The sequence below is a fragment of the Paraburkholderia sp. BR14312 genome (assembly GCF_040948675.1).
GTDB lineage: Bacteria > Pseudomonadota > Gammaproteobacteria > Burkholderiales > Burkholderiaceae > Paraburkholderia > Paraburkholderia nodosa_A.
The window spans coordinates 442,645-459,114 of record NZ_JBFPKI010000002.1 but is presented as its reverse complement, the minus strand read 5'-3'; the positions used below and the strand labels follow the sequence as shown (position 1 = coordinate 459,114).

Annotated in this window: 15 protein-coding genes; 7 read left to right on the top strand and 8 right to left on the bottom strand. The window is 64.6% G+C overall.

Annotated features, from left to right (window positions below):
- Window positions 1-25: 25 nt before the first annotated feature.
- The 3 genes from lspA to AB3X98_RS07940 form a co-directional block, all read right to left on the bottom strand.
- On the bottom strand, window positions 26-541 hold the full coding sequence (lspA, locus tag AB3X98_RS07950) for a signal peptidase II (protein ID WP_069262759.1): 516 nt from the start codon (window positions 539-541) through the stop codon (window positions 26-28).
- Complete coding sequence (gene ileS, locus AB3X98_RS07945) at window positions 541-3,390, bottom strand: isoleucine--tRNA ligase (protein ID WP_368604041.1); 2,850 nt, start codon at window positions 3,388-3,390, stop codon at window positions 541-543. The genes lspA and ileS overlap by 1 nt, the downstream gene beginning before the upstream one ends.
- A gap of 141 nt (window positions 3,391-3,531) precedes the next feature.
- Window positions 3,532-4,527, bottom strand: a complete 996-nt coding sequence (locus AB3X98_RS07940) for a bifunctional riboflavin kinase/FAD synthetase (protein WP_069262757.1) — start codon at window positions 4,525-4,527, stop codon at window positions 3,532-3,534.
- Between the two features lie 188 nt (window positions 4,528-4,715).
- Between AB3X98_RS07940 and purN the strand changes: the two genes are divergently transcribed.
- The 5 genes from purN to nadC all read left to right on the top strand — a co-directional run bounded on the left by purN (window position 4,716) and on the right by nadC (window position 10,555).
- Entirely contained in the window at window positions 4,716-5,375 is a 660-nt protein-coding gene (gene purN / locus AB3X98_RS07935; protein ID WP_368604040.1) for a phosphoribosylglycinamide formyltransferase, read from the top strand.
- Window positions 5,372-6,763, top strand: coding sequence for an RsmB/NOP family class I SAM-dependent RNA methyltransferase (locus AB3X98_RS07930; RefSeq protein WP_069262755.1), 1,392 nt, complete (start codon window positions 5,372-5,374; stop codon window positions 6,761-6,763). The genes purN and AB3X98_RS07930 overlap by 4 nt, the downstream gene beginning before the upstream one ends.
- Before the next feature lie 387 nt (window positions 6,764-7,150).
- Window positions 7,151-8,347: an acyl-CoA desaturase gene (locus tag AB3X98_RS07925; protein ID WP_069262754.1), complete on the top strand. Its 1,197-nt coding sequence runs from the start codon at window positions 7,151-7,153 to the stop codon at window positions 8,345-8,347.
- Between the two features lie 177 nt (window positions 8,348-8,524).
- Window positions 8,525-9,655 carry a quinolinate synthase NadA gene (nadA, locus tag AB3X98_RS07920; protein WP_342948594.1) on the top strand — a complete coding sequence of 377 codons (1,131 nt, stop codon included), beginning with the start codon at window positions 8,525-8,527 and terminating at the stop codon, window positions 9,653-9,655.
- On the top strand, window positions 9,656-10,555 hold the full coding sequence (nadC, locus tag AB3X98_RS07915; RefSeq protein ID WP_368604039.1) for a carboxylating nicotinate-nucleotide diphosphorylase: 900 nt from the start codon (window positions 9,656-9,658) through the stop codon (window positions 10,553-10,555).
- Window positions 10,556-10,647: 92 nt separating this feature from the next.
- On the opposite strand, the gene nadB is transcribed toward nadC, so the two are convergent.
- The 4 genes from nadB to radC form a co-directional block, all read right to left on the bottom strand.
- Window positions 10,648-12,249, bottom strand: a complete 1,602-nt coding sequence (nadB, locus tag AB3X98_RS07910) for an L-aspartate oxidase (protein ID WP_069262752.1) — start codon at window positions 12,247-12,249, stop codon at window positions 10,648-10,650.
- A 306-nt stretch (window positions 12,250-12,555) separates the two neighbouring features.
- Window positions 12,556-12,723 carry a 50S ribosomal protein L33 gene (rpmG, locus tag AB3X98_RS07905; RefSeq protein ID WP_027794136.1) on the bottom strand — a complete coding sequence of 56 codons (168 nt, stop codon included), beginning with the start codon at window positions 12,721-12,723 and terminating at the stop codon, window positions 12,556-12,558.
- A 10-nt stretch (window positions 12,724-12,733) separates the two neighbouring features.
- A complete protein-coding gene (rpmB, locus tag AB3X98_RS07900) occupies window positions 12,734-12,967 on the bottom strand; it encodes a 50S ribosomal protein L28 (RefSeq protein WP_027794135.1) in 234 nt (77 codons plus the stop codon).
- Between the two features lie 254 nt (window positions 12,968-13,221).
- Entirely contained in the window at window positions 13,222-13,989 is a 768-nt protein-coding gene (gene radC / locus AB3X98_RS07895; RefSeq protein WP_069262751.1) for a DNA repair protein RadC, read from the bottom strand.
- 189 nt (window positions 13,990-14,178) lie between these two features.
- Here radC and AB3X98_RS07890 point away from each other — a divergent pair, with 189 nt between their 5' ends.
- Both AB3X98_RS07890 and ispH read left to right on the top strand, forming a co-directional pair.
- The gene (locus tag AB3X98_RS07890) at window positions 14,179-14,634 is read left to right on the top strand and encodes a peptidylprolyl isomerase (RefSeq protein ID WP_028205261.1); all 456 of its coding nucleotides are present in this window, start codon (window positions 14,179-14,181) and stop codon (window positions 14,632-14,634) included.
- A gap of 5 nt (window positions 14,635-14,639) precedes the next feature.
- Window positions 14,640-15,611: a 4-hydroxy-3-methylbut-2-enyl diphosphate reductase gene (gene ispH / locus AB3X98_RS07885; RefSeq protein ID WP_042271909.1), complete on the top strand. Its 972-nt coding sequence runs from the start codon at window positions 14,640-14,642 to the stop codon at window positions 15,609-15,611.
- 302 nt (window positions 15,612-15,913) lie between these two features.
- Here the strand turns inward: ispH and AB3X98_RS07880 are convergent, their stop codons facing one another.
- Window positions 15,914-16,312 carry a hypothetical protein gene (locus AB3X98_RS07880; protein WP_368604038.1) on the bottom strand — a complete coding sequence of 133 codons (399 nt, stop codon included), beginning with the start codon at window positions 16,310-16,312 and terminating at the stop codon, window positions 15,914-15,916.
- Window positions 16,313-16,470 lie beyond the last annotated feature (158 nt).

Here is a 16,470-nt window from a genome sequence, read left to right as displayed (position 1 = left end):
TAGCGCCCGACTGCAGCCCGCACGCTCAGCGCGCGCCGCGCACGCGCCGCAATTCGTCGAACACCAGCAGCGCCGCGCCAATGCAGATCGCGCTATCGGCGAGGTTGAACGCCGGCCAGTGCCAGCCGCCCACGTGGAAATCGAGAAAGTCGATCACGTGGCCGTACAGCAGGCGGTCGATCACATTGCCGAGCGCGCCGCCCATGATGAGCGCGAGCGCCGTGCAAAAGAGCTTCTGCGTAGCGTGGCGCTTGAGCAGATAGCAGATCACGAGCGCCGCCACGACGCCGAGCAGCGTGAACGCCCAGCGCTGCCAGCCGCCCGCAGCCGACAGGAAGCTGAATGCCGCGCCCTTGTTGTAGACCAGCACGAGGTTGAAGAACGGCGTGATCACGCGGCCTTCCCCGTAGCTGAACACCTTGTTGATGGCGATTTTCGTGAGCTGGTCGGCGAGGATCACGATCACCGCGACTCCGAGCCACGGCGCGAGCGTGCCGCCCGCGCCATTCGACCTGGACTGCTTCGGCAGGGTTTTTGCCATTATGCCGCGCTCCGCTTTTCACCGTCGCCGAACAGATTCGCGGTGCAGCGGCCGCACAGGCCCGGATGCTCCGCGTTCGCGCCCACGTCTTCGCGGTAGTGCCAGCAGCGCTCGCACTTGAGGTACTTCGAGGTGACCACTTCGACGCCTTCCTCGGCTTCGCTATCGACCTTCACGATTTCCGCCGCCGAGGTGATCAGCACGAATTTGAGGTCGTCGCCGAGCGAGGCGAGGGCATCGTAGCGCGCGCCGCTCGCGAGAATGCGCACTTCGGCCTGCAGCGACGAGCCGATCTGGTTCGCCACCCGCGCCTCTTCGAGCGCCTTCGTCACGTTGCCGCGCACTTCGCGCAGCAGCGTCCATTTGGCGATCAGTTCCGGCGCGCCTTCGACGTCCGGGAAGGCGTGGAAGGTTTCGGTGAAGATGGTTTCGCTTTGCGGCTGGAACACCTTCCACGCTTCTTCGGCCGTGAACGAAAGGAACGGCGCGAGGATGCGCAGCAGGCTGTGCGTGATGTGATGCAGCGCCGTTTGCGCGCCGCGGCGGGCCTTCGAATCCGCCGCGCTCGTGTAGAGGCGGTCCTTCAGGACGTCGAGGTAGAAGCCGCCCAGGTCTTCCGAGCAGAACGTCTGGAGCTTGGCCACGACCGGGTGGAACTCGTAGCGGTCGTAGTGGGCGAGCACGTCGTTTTGCAACGTATGCGTGAGCGCGACGGCATAGCGGTCGATCTCGAGCCATTCGCTTGCGGGCAGCGCGTGCTTCTCGAAGTCGAAGTCCGAGAGGTTCGAGAGCAGGAAGCGCAGCGTGTTGCGAATACGGCGATAGCCTTCCGTCACGCGCTTGAGAATCTCTTCGGAGATGGCCAGTTCGCCCGAGTAGTCGGTCGAGGCGATCCACAGACGAATGATTTCCGCGCCCAGACGGTTCGCCACTTCATGCGGATCGACGCCGTTGCCGAGCGATTTCGACATCTTGCGGCCTTCGCCGTCGACGGTGAAGCCGTGCGTGAGCAGCGCGTTGTAGGGCGGCCGGCCGTCGAGCATCGATGCCGTGAGCAGCGACGAGTGGAACCAGCCGCGGTGCTGGTCCGAGCCTTCCAGGTACAGGTCGGCCGGGAACTGGAGTTCATCTTTGTGCGAGCCGCGCAGCACGTGCCAGTGCGTCGTGCCCGAGTCGAACCACACGTCGAGCGTGTCGCGGTTCTTTTCGTACAGGTTGGCGTCGTCGCCGAGCAGTTCGCGCGGGTCGAGCGTCTGCCACGCTTCGATGCCTTCTTTTTCCACGCGCTGCGCCACCTGCTCGAGCAGCTCCAGCGTGCGCGGATGCAACTCGCCGGTTTCCTTGTGCACGAAGAACGCCATCGGCACGCCCCATTGGCGCTGGCGCGAGAGCGTCCAGTCCGGGCGGTTGGCGATCATCGAATACAGGCGCTGCTTGCCCCACGAGGGGTAGAACGCCGTCGCCTCGATGCCTTCGAGCGCCGTTTCGCGCAGCGTCTTGCCGCCGTCCTTGGGCGTCACGTCCATGCCGGCGAACCATTGCGAGGTCGCGCGGTAGATGATCGGCGTCTTGTGGCGCCAGCAGTGCATGTAGCTGTGCAGGTACTTCTCGCTGCGCAGGAGCGTGCCGGCGGCGTCGAGTGCGTCGACGATCTTCGGGTTCGCGGCCCAGATCGAGAGGCCGCCGAACAGCGGCAGCGATTCGATGTAGCGGCCGTCGCCCATCACCGGGCTGATGATGTCGGAATCGGCCATGCCGTGCACCTTGCACGACACGAAGTCTTCCACGCCGTAAGCGGGCGCAGAGTGCACGATGCCCGTGCCGGTGTCGGTCGTGACGTAGTCGCCGAGGTAGATCGGCGCGGTGCGCTTGTAGCCCGGGTGCGCCGAGGCGAGCGGGTGATTGAAGCGCAGCAGCGAGAGCTTCTCGCCCTTCGTCGTGGCGACGATCTTGCCCTCTAGCCCGAACTCCTTCATGCACGCCTCCACGCGCTCGACGGCGAGGATCAGCAGGCCGCGTTGCGTGTCCACGAGCGCGTAGTCGATTTCCGGATGCACGTTCAGCGCCTGGTTCGACGGAATCGTCCAGGGCGTGGTGGTCCAGATCACGATGCCGCCTTCCTCGCGCGGCAGCGCAGGCAGGCCGAACGCGGCCGCCGTTTCGGCAGGTTGCGCGAACGTGAACAGCACGTCGATGGTCGGATCGGTCTTGTCCTTGTACTCGACTTCGGCCTCGGCGAGCGCCGAGCCGCAGTCGAAGCACCAGTTCACGGGCTTCAGGCCCCGGAACACATAGCCGTTCTCGATGATCTTCGCGAGTGCGCGGATCTCGCCGGCCTCGTTCGCGAAGTTCATCGTCTTGTACGGGTTGTTCCAGTCGCCGAGCACGCCCAGGCGCTTGAAGCCCTTCTTTTGCGTCTCGATCTGGCCGGCCGCGTACTCGCGCGCCTTCTGCATCACTTCCTGGGCGGGCAGCGACTTGCCGAACTGCTTTTCGATCTGGATTTCGATCGGCATGCCGTGGCAGTCCCAGCCCGGCACGTAGACCGCGTCGAAGCCCGCGAGATTGCGCGCCTTGACGATCATGTCCTTGAGGATCTTGTTCACCGCGTGGCCGAGGTGGATGTCGCCGTTCGCATACGGCGGGCCGTCGTGCAGGATGAACTTCTTACGGCCCTTCGAAGCCGCGCGGATCTTCTCGTAGACCTGGTTCTCTTCCCATTCCTTGACCCATTGCGGTTCGCGCCTGGGCAGGTCGCCGCGCATCGGGAACGGGGTGTCGAGCAGGTTGACGGGGTACTTCGATTCGGACTTCTGCGGCTTGCCGGAGGATGCTTTCTTGTCGCTCATGGTGAGATCACGTGGAATTCGGGGGATGCATGGCGTCAGCGTTGCGGCCGATGCCGCGCAACCGTCGCCTCGGGCGCTGCATGCCGTGCTGTGGGCACGCGGCGCCTGGGGGCGGGGCAGCCCGCGCGTGCGGGCCGCAGGTCACCTAATTCGGTCGGTGGCCGAGGTGGCGAAGCCGGTGGAGGCGCCGCCGGCCACGTCTGCGCCCACGGCGGCGAACCACGCGCGGGTGTTCGCCACGTCGCGAGCAATCGCGGCGGTGAGCGTTTCGAGGTCGGGAAACTTCTCCTCGTCACGCAGCTTCTTGAGAAACTCGACGCGCACGAGCTTGCCGTAGGCGTCGCCGTGCCAGTCGAGCAGATGCACTTCGAGCAGCACGCGGCCCGAGTCGTCCACGGTCGGGCGCAGGCCGAGGCTCGCGACGCCGGGCAGCGGATGATCGGCAATGCCATGCACCATCACGACGAAAATGCCCTTGAGCGCCGGCCGCTTGTGGCCGATCAGCAGGTTCATCGTGGGGAAGCCCAGGTCGCGCCCGAGCTTCAGGCCGTGCGTGACGTGTGCGCTGATGTGATAGCCGCGGCCAAGCGAAGCGCGCGCGGCGTCGAGGTCGCCCGCGTTCAGTTGCGCACGCACCGCAGAGCTGGAAATGCGCACGCCCGAAGGGTCGGCCACGGTCGCCATCTGCTCGACTTCGAAGCCGTGATGCGCGCCCGCGGCCCGCAGCGAAGCGAAGTCGCCCGCGCGCTTCGCGCCGTAGCGGAAGTCGTCGCCGATCATCATCCAGCGCGCGTGCAGCCCGCCCACGATGATGCGCTCGACGAACGCCTCGGGCGACTGGCTCGCGAACGTGTGGTTGAAATGCTCGACCACGACGCGGTCCACGCCGTTCTCGCGCAGCGCTTCGAGCTTGTCGCGCAACATGGCGATGCGCGGCGGGGCGCTGGCCGGGTTGAAGAATTCGCGCGGATGCGGCTCGAAGGTCATCACGCAGACGGGCAGGCCGCGCGCGTCGGCTGCCGCGCGCACGCGCGCGAGCAATGCCTGATGCCCGCGGTGGACACCGTCGAAATTGCCGATGGTCAGCGCGCAGGGCGCGCGGCTTTCGGCATTGGGAAGACCGCGGAAGACTCTCACGATAGCGGAACCTGGTGGAACCTCGAAAAGCGCGCTGGCGCAGCACGCGTGCTAATGATCGACTGCTGACCGGGTGACTGGCCACTCGCGGCCCAAGGACCGCGACGAAACAGAAGATTATAAACGCACGAGGCGACGATCGCCGCCGCACGAGCGTTGAGCCGGCCCCCCGATGATAAAATCCGCGGATGAAAAATCTCGTCATCCTGATTTCGGGGCGGGGCAGCAACATGGAAGCCATCGTGCGCGCTTGCGCGCAGGAAGCTTGGGGCGCGCGCATCGCCGCCGTGATTGCCAACCGTCCTGACGCCGCGGGCCTCGCGTTCGCGGCTTCGAACGGCATTGCCACGGCGGTCGTCGATCACCGCCAGTTTCCCGATCGCGCCAGCTTCGACACGGCGCTCGCTCAAGTCATCGACGGCTACGCGCCGGACCTCGTCGTGCTGGCGGGCTTCATGCGCGTGCTGACCGAATCGTTCGTCGGCCATTATGCGGGTCGGATGCTCAATATCCATCCCTCGCTGCTGCCGATGTTTCCGGGCCTCAAGACGCACCAGCAGGCGCTCGACGCCGGCTGCCGCGTGCACGGCGCGACGGTGCATTTCGTCACGCCTACGCTCGATCATGGTCCGATCGTCGCACAGTCGGTAATTCCGGTGCGCGCGGGAGACGACGCCGCGGCACTCGCTGCGCGCGTGCTCAGGACCGAACATTTGATGTACCCGCGCGCGGTGCGCTGGTTCGTCGAAGGGCGCCTCGCGCTCGACGGCGAACGCGTGACGCTCACGCCGGCCGAGCCACAGTGGCTCTTCTTTGACGACTCGCAAGCCGCCGGGGAGGGCGCATGAGACTGCATGGATTTCTGATTGGACAGACCGAAACGTTGCTCGCCGACGTCCTCAAATTTACGGGCCCGGCCGACGCCGTGACGAGCCGCTTCTTCCGCGAGCATCCGAAGCTCGGCCACGCCGAGCGCGGTGTGATCGCCGAAGCCGTGTTCGCGGTGCTGCGCCGGCGCATGGAGTTCGCGCACCTGGCCGAAAGCGGCACGGGCAGCCCGACGCGCCGCCTCACGCTGCTCGGCCTCATGGCGACGGCGGGCCGCTCGGCGATCCGGCCCTTCGTATCGGACGCCGAGGCGACCTGGCTCGAGCACGTCGCGAAGATCGACCCGGCGAGCTTGCCGCTGCGCGTGCAGCTGAATCTGCCGGAGTGGATCATGAAGGCGCTGGAAACGCGCTTTGAGCCCACCGAACTCGCGCAACTGGCCGCCGCGCTCAACTATCCGGCGCCGCTCGATCTGCGGGCCAATCCCATCAAGGCGAGTCGCGAGGAGCTGATCCGCGCGCTGTCCGAGTCGGGCATCGAAGGCGGGGAAACGCCGTTCGCGCCGTTCGGCGTGCGCGTGACGGGCAAGCCCGCGCTCGCGAAACTCGACACGTTCAAGAACGGCTGGTTCGAGGTGCAGGACGAGGGCAGCCAGCTGCTGTGCACGCTGCTGGCGCCGCGCCGCGGCGAGATGGTCGTGGACTTCTGCGCGGGCGCGGGCGGCAAGACGCTGGCGCTCGGCGCGATGATGCGCTCGACCGGCCGTCTCTACGCCTTCGACGTGTCCGACCGGCGCCTCGCCAAGCTCAAGCCGCGCCTCGCGCGCAGCGGCCTGTCGAACGTCAATCCCGTGCTGATCGACAGCGAGCACGACGCCAAGATCAAGCGGCTGATCGGCAAGATCGACCGCGTGCTCGTGGATGCCCCGTGCTCGGGCCTCGGCACGCTGCGCCGCAACCCCGACCTCAAGTGGCGCCAGTCGCCGGAGTCGGTGGCCGAGCTCGCGCCCAAGCAGCTTTCGATTCTCACGAGCGCGGCGCGCCTGCTCAAGCGCGGCGGCCGTCTCGTCTACGCGACCTGCAGCATTCTCGAAGCCGAGAACGAAGCGGTCGTGAAGCAGTTCCTCGAGGCGCACCCCGAGTTCGTGCTGGTGAGTGCGCGCGACGTGTTGGCCGAGCAGCGTGTGGGCCTCGATACCGGCGACTACCTCTCGCTGTGGCCGCACCGCCACGCCACCGACGGCTTCTTTGCCGCCGTGCTGGAGCGTCGCGGCGAAGCGAAGCCGAAGACCAGGGCCGCCGGCGCGCAGACCACGCCTGAAGAAGCCGCCGCGGAACAAGAGGCGTCCGACGCGATCGCGAAGGCGCAGGAAAGCGAAGCGGCCGAGCCGGACGCCGCGCTGGAGTAAGCGGCGCAGGTACGACGTTTGCGGGACCGTCCGGCGGGAGAAGCCGGATGGTCCGCGACACTCGCGCTGGCCGGCTGCATCGAATAAGCAGGCGATGCCGTGCAGCTCGAACTAGCATTCTCAGTAGAGCGCGCGACACATGGGATCGCGGTGAAAGATTAGATGGGGTCAGATATCATGGAAAGTGCTAATTGAGGTGCGGCAAAGCGCCTCGAAACGCACTTCAGACGTTGACGCCGTAACCAATAAAGAAAAAAATCTCCCTTTGTTACAAACACTTGGAACGGTTCTAGTAGAATGCCGTCCAACCGCATCTAGTCGCTTTCACTTTCTTGACACTGGCGCCTGGCCGAAAGGCCGACGCGCTTCGCTTCACAGGTAAATGCCTTGTTGAACTCCCTGCTTGATTTCCTCGCCCACGGGGTGCTCCATTTCTCGTGGTGGCAGATCGTGCTGTTCGCGGCGGTGGTCACCCACATCACGATCATCGGCGTGACGGTGTACCTGCACCGCTGCCAGGCGCACCGCGCGCTGGATCTGCACCCCATCGCGAGCCACTTCTTCCGCTTCTGGCTGTGGATGACCACGGGCATGCTCACGGGCCAGTGGGCCGCAATCCATCGCAAGCACCACGCCAAGTGCGAAACGGAAGAAGATCCGCACAGCCCGCAAACGCGCGGCATCTGGAAGGTACTGCTCGAAGGCGCCGAACTATATCGCGCCGAAGCGAAAAACGAAGAAACGCTGCGCCGCTTCAGCCACGGTACGCCCAACGACTGGATGGAGCGCAACGTCTACACGCGCTACCCCATTCTCGGCGTGAGCATCATGATGGTGATCGACGTCGCGCTGTTCGGCGCGGTCGGCCTCACCGTGTGGGCCGTGCAGATGGCGTGGATTCCGTTCTGGGCCGCGGGTGTCGTGAATGGCCTCGGCCACTTCTGGGGCTACCGCAACTTCAATTCGTCCGACGCGAGCACGAACCTTCTGCCGTTCGGCATCATCATCGGCGGCGAGGAGCTGCACAACAACCACCACACGTTCGCGACTTCCGCGAAGCTGTCGAACAAGTGGTACGAGTTCGACATCGGCTGGATGTACATCCGCATGATGCAGGCCGTTGGTCTCGCCAAGGTGAAGAAGGTCGCGCCTACCCCGCGTCTCGCCAAGGGCAAGCTCGTGGCCGATCACGAAACGCTTCAGGCCGTGCTCTCGAACCGCTATGAAGTCATGGCGAGCTACGCGAAGGCCGTGAAGCAGGCCTATCGCCAGGAACTGGCGCACCTGAAGGAAGTGGGCGAACGCGAGAAGTACAAGGTCATGCGCGGCGCGCGCAAGTGGTTCGACAAGGAAGAAGCCAGCCTGAACGAACCGCAAAAGCGCCAGCTGCCGCAAATCTTCGCGAACAGCCAGAAGCTGCGCACGTTCATCGAACTGCGCAACGAACTCGCGGCAATCTGGGAGCGTTCGAGCGCCTCGCGCGAACAACTGCTCACGCAGCTTCAGGATTGGTGCCATCGCGCTGAACAAAGCGGTATCAAGGCGCTGCAGGAATTCGCTTCGCGCCTGCGCCGTTACGCCTGATCATCGGCTCGATCGTCCCGAGCGGATTTCGGCCCCTCAGTGGGGCGCAGGAAAATCCTTTAGAATGACGAGACGTCACAAAACCCCGCGCTGGCGGGGTTTTTCTTTTTGGGCCGCAAAAAAGCCGGAGTCCCCACAATGGCTTCATGGCGCGGCGATCGGTAGGGGCAGGAGATGATGAGTCAGGCGATCAGGAAGGTCGAATATGACCGGCCGCAGGGTGCCGTCTGCAGCGTTGGACAGGCTTGGGCGCGCGTGCCCGATGCGCCGTCCGCGGCAGAGCGCGTTGCGTTGAAGGAGCGAATTCGCGCGTTGCTCAAGCGCGAGAAGGCAGTGCTTGTCGCGCACTATTATGTGGATCCTGAGTTGCAGGAACTCGCGGACGAAACCGGTGGCTGTGTGGCCGATTCGCTCGAGATGGCGCGTTTCGGCCGCGACCACGAGGCGCAGACGCTCGTCGTGGCCGGCGTGCGCTTCATGGGCGAGACCGCGAAGATTCTGAGTCCGAACAAGCGGATTCTCATGCCCGACCTCGACGCGACCTGCTCGCTCGACCTCGGCTGCCCCATCGACGAATTCTCGGCGTTCTGCGACGAGCATCCGGACCGCACCGTGGTCGTCTATGCGAATACGAGCGCGGCCGTGAAGGCGCGCGCGGACTGGATGGTCACGTCGTCCATCGGTCTCGAGATCGTCGCTGACCTGCACGCGAAGGGCGAAAAGATTCTGTGGGCGCCGGACCGGCACCTGGGCAGCTACATCCAGAAGAAGACCGGCGCCGACATGCTGCTGTGGCAAGGCTCCTGCCTCGTGCACGACGAGTTCAAGGGCATCGAGCTCGATCTGCTGCGCGCCGAATATCCGGACGCCAGGATTCTGGTCCACCCCGAATCGCCCGAGAGCGTGGTTGCGCTCGCGGATGTGGTCGGCTCGACCACGCAGCTGATCGACGCCGCTGTGAAGCTCGACGCGCAACGCTTCATCGTCGCGACCGATCTCGGCATTCTGCACAAGATGCGCCTCGCGGCGCCGGGCAAGACCTTCATCGAAGCGCCCACGGCTGGCAACAGCGCCACCTGCAAGAGCTGCGCGCATTGCCCGTGGATGGCCATGAACGGTCTGACGAATCTCGTCGACGTGCTGGAGCGCGGTCACAACGAGATCCACGTCGACAGCGCGATCGGTGAGCGCGCGCGTCTGCCGATCGATCGCATGCTGGCGTTCGCGGCCGAGCACAAGCGCCGCGTGCAGGCAAGCGGCGACCTCGCGCGCGACACCGCGCTGTTCTCGCAAGTGGGGGCGGCGTAAATGGGCGCACTCGAATTGCTCGCAGTCGATGCCGTTTCGCCCGTGCTCGATGAAGTGCGCTCGCAGTACGGCGCGGCGTTCGACGCCGCGATCGCACGCAACGTGGCCGACGCGCTCGCAGAAGACGTGGGCCCCGGCGACCAGACCGGCCGCCTCGTGCCCGCCGACGAAATGCGCGACGCGCGCATCATCGTGCGCGAAGAAGCGGTGCTGTGCGGCGTGCTCTGGTTCGACGGCGTGGTGAAGCAGGTCGATCCGCGCATCGAAGTCCGTTGGCACTATCGCGAAGGCGAGCGCATGGCCGCCGATACGACCGTCTGCTCGCTGCGCGGTCCGGCGCGCTCGCTGCTCACGGCCGAGCGCAACGCAATGAACTTCCTGCAGCTGCTTTCGGGCGTGGCTAGCGTGACGCGCCGCTACGTCGAGATGATCGCGCACACCCGCACGCGCATTCTGGACACGCGCAAGACGATGCCCGGCCTGCGCCTCGCGCAGAAGTACGCAGTGCGCGTGGGCGGTGGCGTCAACCAGCGTCTCGCGCTTTACGACGGCATCCTGATCAAGGAAAACCACATTGCTGCGGCGGGTGGCGTTGGTGCGGCGATGGACGCCGCGCTGGCGCTCGATGCGGGCGTGCCGGTCCAGATCGAAGTGGAGACGCTCGAACAGCTCGACACGGCGCTCGCGCACGGCGCGAAGTCGGTGCTGCTCGACAACTTCTCGTTCGACATGATGCGCGACGCGGTGAAGCTCACGGCGGGGCGTGCGGTGCTCGAAGTCTCGGGCGGCGTGAGTTTCGACACGGTGCGCGCGATCGCGGAAACGGGCGTGGACCGCGTATCGATTGGCGCGCTCACAAAGGACGTGCGCGCGACGGACTTTTCGATGCGTATTGTCTGAAGCCGCGAGTTCGCTGAGCTGAACCAGAAGGAAAAAGGCCGCCTCGCGATGAGGCGGCCTTTGTTTTTTGCGGCGCTTTCAGTTCGCTCGACTCATGAAACCGTGCGATTGCGTACGCGCTCCGGCGCGAGCACGGTCGGCAGCGCCTTGGGCAGCGAGTTCGGCCAGTCGCGGCTGTAGTGCAGGCCACGGCTCTCGCGGCGCGAGCGCGCACTTTCCACGATCAGCGAAGCGACTTCGACGAGGTTGCGCAATTCCAGCAGGTCGCGCGTGACGCGGAAATTCGCGTAGTACTCGAGAATTTCGTCGCGCAGCAGGGCGAGGCGATGTTGCGCGCGCTCGAGCCGTTTGTCGGTGCGCACGATGCCGACGTAATTCCACATCAGCCGGCGCAGCTCGTCCCAGTTGTGGGCCACGACGACTTCCTCGTCGGAATCGGAGACGCGGCTTTCGTCCCAGTCGGGCAGCGGCGCATGCGCCCCCGCGCTGAAGCCTTCCGCCTCGATCGCCTCGGCTGCCGAGCGGCCGATCACGAGGCACTCGAGCAGCGAGTTGCTTGCGAGGCGGTTCGCGCCGTGCAGGCCCGTGTACGAGGTCTCGCCCACGGCGTAGAGGCCCGCGAGGTCGGTGCGCCCAGCCAGGTCGGTGACGACGCCGCCGCAGGTGTAGTGCGCGGCGGGTACCACGGGAATCGGCGCCTTCGTGATGTCGATGCCGAACTCGCGGCAGCGCGCGAGGATGGTCGGGAAATGCTCTTCGAGAAACGCCGGCGGCTGATGGCTGATGTCGAGATGCACGCAGTCGATGCCGTGTTTCTTGATCTCGAAGTCGATCGCGCGGGCGACGATGTCACGCGGGGCCAGTTCGGCGCGCGCGTCGTGCGAGGGCATGAAGCGGGTGCCGTCGGGCAGGCGTAGCACGCCGCCTTCGCCGCGCACGGCTTCCGAAATCAGGAACGACTTGGCGTGCGGGTGGAACAGGCAGGTGGGGTGGAACTGGATGAACTCCATGTTCGCCACCCGGCAGCCGGCGCGCCACGCCATGGCGATACCGTCGCCGGTGGCCGTGTCGGGGTTCGTCGTGTACAGGTAGACCTTGCCGGCGCCGCCCGTGGCGAGCACCGTGTGCGGCGCCTGGATCGTCACCGTGCGGTCATTCTTCAGATCGAGCGCATAGAGGCCGTGACAACGACGGCCAGGCAGGCCCAGCCGGTCGGACGTGATGACGTCGATCGCCTGATGGTCCTCGAGGATCGTGATGTTCGGGTGCGAGCGCGCACGCTCGAGCAGCGTTTGCACGACTGCGTGGCCGGTGGCGTCGGCGGCGTGGATGATGCGGCGATGGCTGTGGCCGCCTTCGCGCGTGAGGTGAAAGCCGAGTTCGGCGGCGGCGTCCTTCGTGAACGGGACATCCTGGGCGATCAGCCATTCGATGGCCTCGCGGCCATGCTCGACGATGTAGCGCGTGGCTGCCTCGTCGCACAGGCCGCCGCCGGCGACGAGCGTATCGTCCACGTGGTTCTCCACGCTGTCGGCCGAATCGAGCACGGCGGCAATGCCGCCTTGCGCGCGGTCGCTCGCGCCTTCGGTCATCGCGCGCTTGGCGATGATCACGACGCGGCGCGAACCGGCGAGATTCAGCGCGACGCTCAGTCCTGCGAGGCCGCTGCCGACGATCGCTACATCGAAATTCATGATCCTGCTTCTCCGTCTCTCTTGTTCTGCGCTTTCCGGCCGCCGCATTTGCCGCGGGGCTGCACTGTCATGGCCGCTGTGATGCCCGCTGTGATGCCCGCTGTGATGCCATATGACACGCGTGTGGCAGCCGGTATAAAGCGGGAAGCATACTCCGAGAGAGGAGCGAACGGATAGCGCCAGTTTGGGCGCTGCCGTTAAAACACCGTTGCCGGGCGCGAACCGAGGCGGGGCGGGCGAGCCAAAAGAAAAACCCCGCTAAAAAGCGGGGTTTTTCCGTCTTCGTCAGGCTCGAAACCCGATCAATTACTTGATCTTGGTTTCCTTGTACTCGACGTGCTTGCGAACAACCGGGTCGAACTTCTTGATCGACATTTTTTCCGGCATGTTGCGCTTGTTCTTCGTGGTCGTGTAGAAGTGACCCGTACCTGCGGTCGATTCCAGCTTGATCTTGTCGCGGACGCCCTTGGCCATGATTTACTCCTTACAGTTCGCCGCGTGCACGCAGGTCTGCGAGCACGGAATCGATGCCGTTCTTGTCGATCAGGCGCAGGCCTGCGTTCGAGATGCGCAGACGCACCCAACGGTTTTCGCTTTCAACCCAGAAACGGCGGTTTTGCAGATTCGGGAGGAAACGGCGCTTGGTTTTGTTGTTAGCGTGGGAAACGTTGTTGCCGCTCATCGGCGCTTTCCCAGTGACTTGGCATACACGTGCCATGAGACACTCCTACGGAAATTCTGAGTTCGAGAGCCGCTTAGGTTTCCCAGGCGAGAAATGGCCGGAATAAGAGCGCGCTCACGTATGGATGAGAGACAACCTCGAACCCAGGCCATATTTCCCCTGGAACGCCTCGATGGGCTTCGGAACAGGGTTGGAAATAGGCAAACCATAATTCTAGCAGGAAAAAGCCTGGAAAATCAAACCCGGTTTGCACAATTGTTGTGTGCCGTCGCGTCTGGCGCTGTGTCGCCTCAGCTCCAGCCATGGCGCGCGAAGGAAAACGTGTCCCGGGTGCCGATGACCAGGTGATCGATGAGTTGAACCTCCACGAGTGCCAGCGTTTCCCGCAACACCCGTGTGAGGCGCCGGTCGCTCGCGCTCGGCTGTACCGCGCCCGAAGGGTGATTATGGGCGACGATCAGGCTCGCGGCATTGAGCGTCAGCGCGCGCCGCACGATTTCACGCGGGTACACCGCCATGCGAGTGAGTGATCCGCGCGAACTTTCCTCCAGGCGGATCAGCCGATGGCGCGCATCCAGGAAGAGGCAAACGAACACCTCGTGCGGCCGCCCGCCGATCAGCAGGCGCAAGTAGTCTTCGACCGCACCGGGTGAGTCGACGAGCGGTTTGTCGTCGAGCGCTTGCGCAAGCGCCCGGCGAGCGAGTTCCGTCACCGCTTGCAGCATCGCGGCTTTTGCGGGCCCGATGCCGCGCAGGGCCTCGAATTCTTCTGGCGGCGCATCGAGCATGGCGCGCAGCGAGCCGAATTGGGCCAGCAGCGTGCGGGCGACTTCGAAGACATCGTGGCCCGGCAAGCCGAAGCCGAGCAGGATCGCGAGCAGCTCTACGTCCGAAAGCGCGCTGGCGCCGGCCGTGCGCAGTCGCTCGCGAGGCATGTCGCGGCGTGGCGCCGCAGGCGCCGCGCTCTCGGGGCTCGAAACCGCAGGCGCTGCCGGCGCGGGGAGGGCGCCGCCGACGGCATCGGGCGCCGTGTCCAGGATGCAGGCGCGTTCCGTCATGGCATTCTCCACAGACAAATAAGGCATGCCCGGCGCGCGCGAGCGCGAGAGTTGGCAGTGCACAATCGTGCCGCGACCGCCTCGGCCAAGTGGCTTACAATAGATGCTTTCCTGCCGCCCGAGGCAGGCCGGACCGGCGCCTTGCGGCGCGCACGCGCGAAGCGCGCGTTACGACGAAATGAGTTACGCATGAGCATCATCGACATCTCCGAAGTGAAATCCGGTTCCCACGTGACGCTGAATTACCGGCTTTCACTCGCCGATGGCACCGAAATCGTCAATACCTTTGTCGACCGTCCCGCCACTCTGCTGATGGGCGCCGGCCAGCTTGCGCCGCCGCTGGAAGAGATTTTGCAGGGCCTGAAGGTGGGTCACCACTCGACCTTTCAGCTAGAACCCGGCGTCGCATTCGGCCAGCGCAACCCCGACCTGATCCAGCGCGTTTCGCTCAAGACCCTGCGCGAGAACGGCATGATCGGCGAGGAATTCAGCCCGGGCGACCTGATCGAATTCAATGCCCCGAACGGCGGGCGCTACGCGGGTGTGCTCAAGGAAGTGAACGAGACCTCCGCCCTGTTCGATTTCAACCACCCGCTCGCAGGCCAGGCGGTTGCGTTCGAAGTGCAAATCATCGGAATCCTTTAAAGCCCATGACCAACACGGACACGTCCCTCATCGCAGAACTGGCCGACGCGGAAATCCTGCTCGCCCAGCCGCGCGGCTTCTGCGCCGGCGTCGATCGGGCCATCGAGATCGTCGAGCGCGCCATCCAGCTCCACGGCGCACCGATCTACGTGCGTCACGAGATCGTTCACAACGCCTATGTCGTCGAAGACCTGCGCAAGAAGGGAGCGATCTTCATCGAGCAGCTCGAAGAGGTCCCGTCCGGCAACACGGTGATCTTTAGCGCGCACGGCGTCTCCAAGTCGGTGCGCGCCGACGCCGAGGCGCGCGGCCTGCGTGTCTACGACGCGACCTGCCCGCTCGTCACGAAGGTGCACGTGGAAGTCGCGAAGATGCGCGACGAAGGGCTCGACATCGTCATGATCGGGCACAAGGGCCATCCGGAAGTGGAAGGCACCATGGGGCAGGTGGCCGAGGGCATGTATCTCGTCGAAGACATTGCCGATGTCGAGGCGCTCAAGCTGCGCGACCCACAGCGTGTGGCATTCGTCACGCAAACCACGCTCTCGGTGGACGACGCCGCGGAAATCATCGCGGCGCTCAAGGCGCGCTTTCCCGCCATTCGCGAGCCGAAGAAGCAGGACATCTGCTACGCCACGCAGAATCGCCAGGACGCCGTCAAGTTCATGGCGCCGCAGTGCGACGTCGTGATCGTGGTGGGCAGCCCGAACAGCTCCAATTCGAACCGGTTGCGCGAAGTGGCCGAGAAACGCGGCATTCCTGCCTATATGGTGGATGCGCCCGAGCAGATCGACCCCCAGTGGCTCGCCGGCAAGCGCCGGATCGGCCTGACGGCTGGAGCGTCGGCTCCCGAGGCGCTCGCGCAGGAAATCATTCGCCGCCTGCACGAACTTGGTGCGCGCAACGTGCGTGCGCTCGAAGGCATCGAGGAGAACATTGCATTCCCGTTGCCGCGCGGACTCGGTCAACCCGTCTGACGCCTGCCGCACTCCGCACGAACGCGCCCAGGTGGCGCGTTTTTTTATGCCCGCGACACATACTGCGCGCGAGTAATAAGGGTCGCATGATGGGGAAAGGCAGGTTAACCTCACATTCGGCGGGTGTTCTTATCAGTGTTTTCTCTAGAGTGCGGGACCGAATTACGTGGTGTGACCCCATAATATAGGGGGCAATTGACATGCTTTCGATACGAATGCACCGCGCCGGGGCGGCATTATTATGCTCTCCCTTAAATACCCTTCATTTGATCCAATGCCCGCGCGACAAGGCATTGCGGCCATTATCTGCAACACATGATGCGAAGCGCGTCGATTTTTGGTGCAACTGGTGCACGAAAATGCGGCGCAACCGGTGGTGCAACCCACCCCATGCGGTTATCTAAAAATATGGTTGCAATGCAGGAAAACCCTGCCGGTTCAACAATATTGCCCGTCGCATAATTGGCGTTACAATGCGCGCGTTCTGAAGGCTGGACATTCCATGCGAAGGCCATCAGACAAGCATTTCGGAAGGCGCAGGAGACCTGATTAATGCAATTCAAGTCGGCTTTTGCCGCGTCATCGGCAAATGCGGTTGCGCCGCGCAATGCGTGGCTTAGCCGCAATGTCGAGACGGGCACGAGCACAACATCGATCATTTCTGGCATGCAGATTGCTTTTGCATGCACCGGCGTTGTCATGCCGGTTCGCCGCCTGGGTGCGACGGGTCTCGCAGCCGAGATCCCGCAGTGCGCGGGCGGCCGGGGAGTGGGAGTCATGGCGTTTGACGCATTCGCGTTTGCCGGCCGCAAGGCTCGCCGCGAATACGCCAACGTGAATATGACGCGTAGTTGATTGA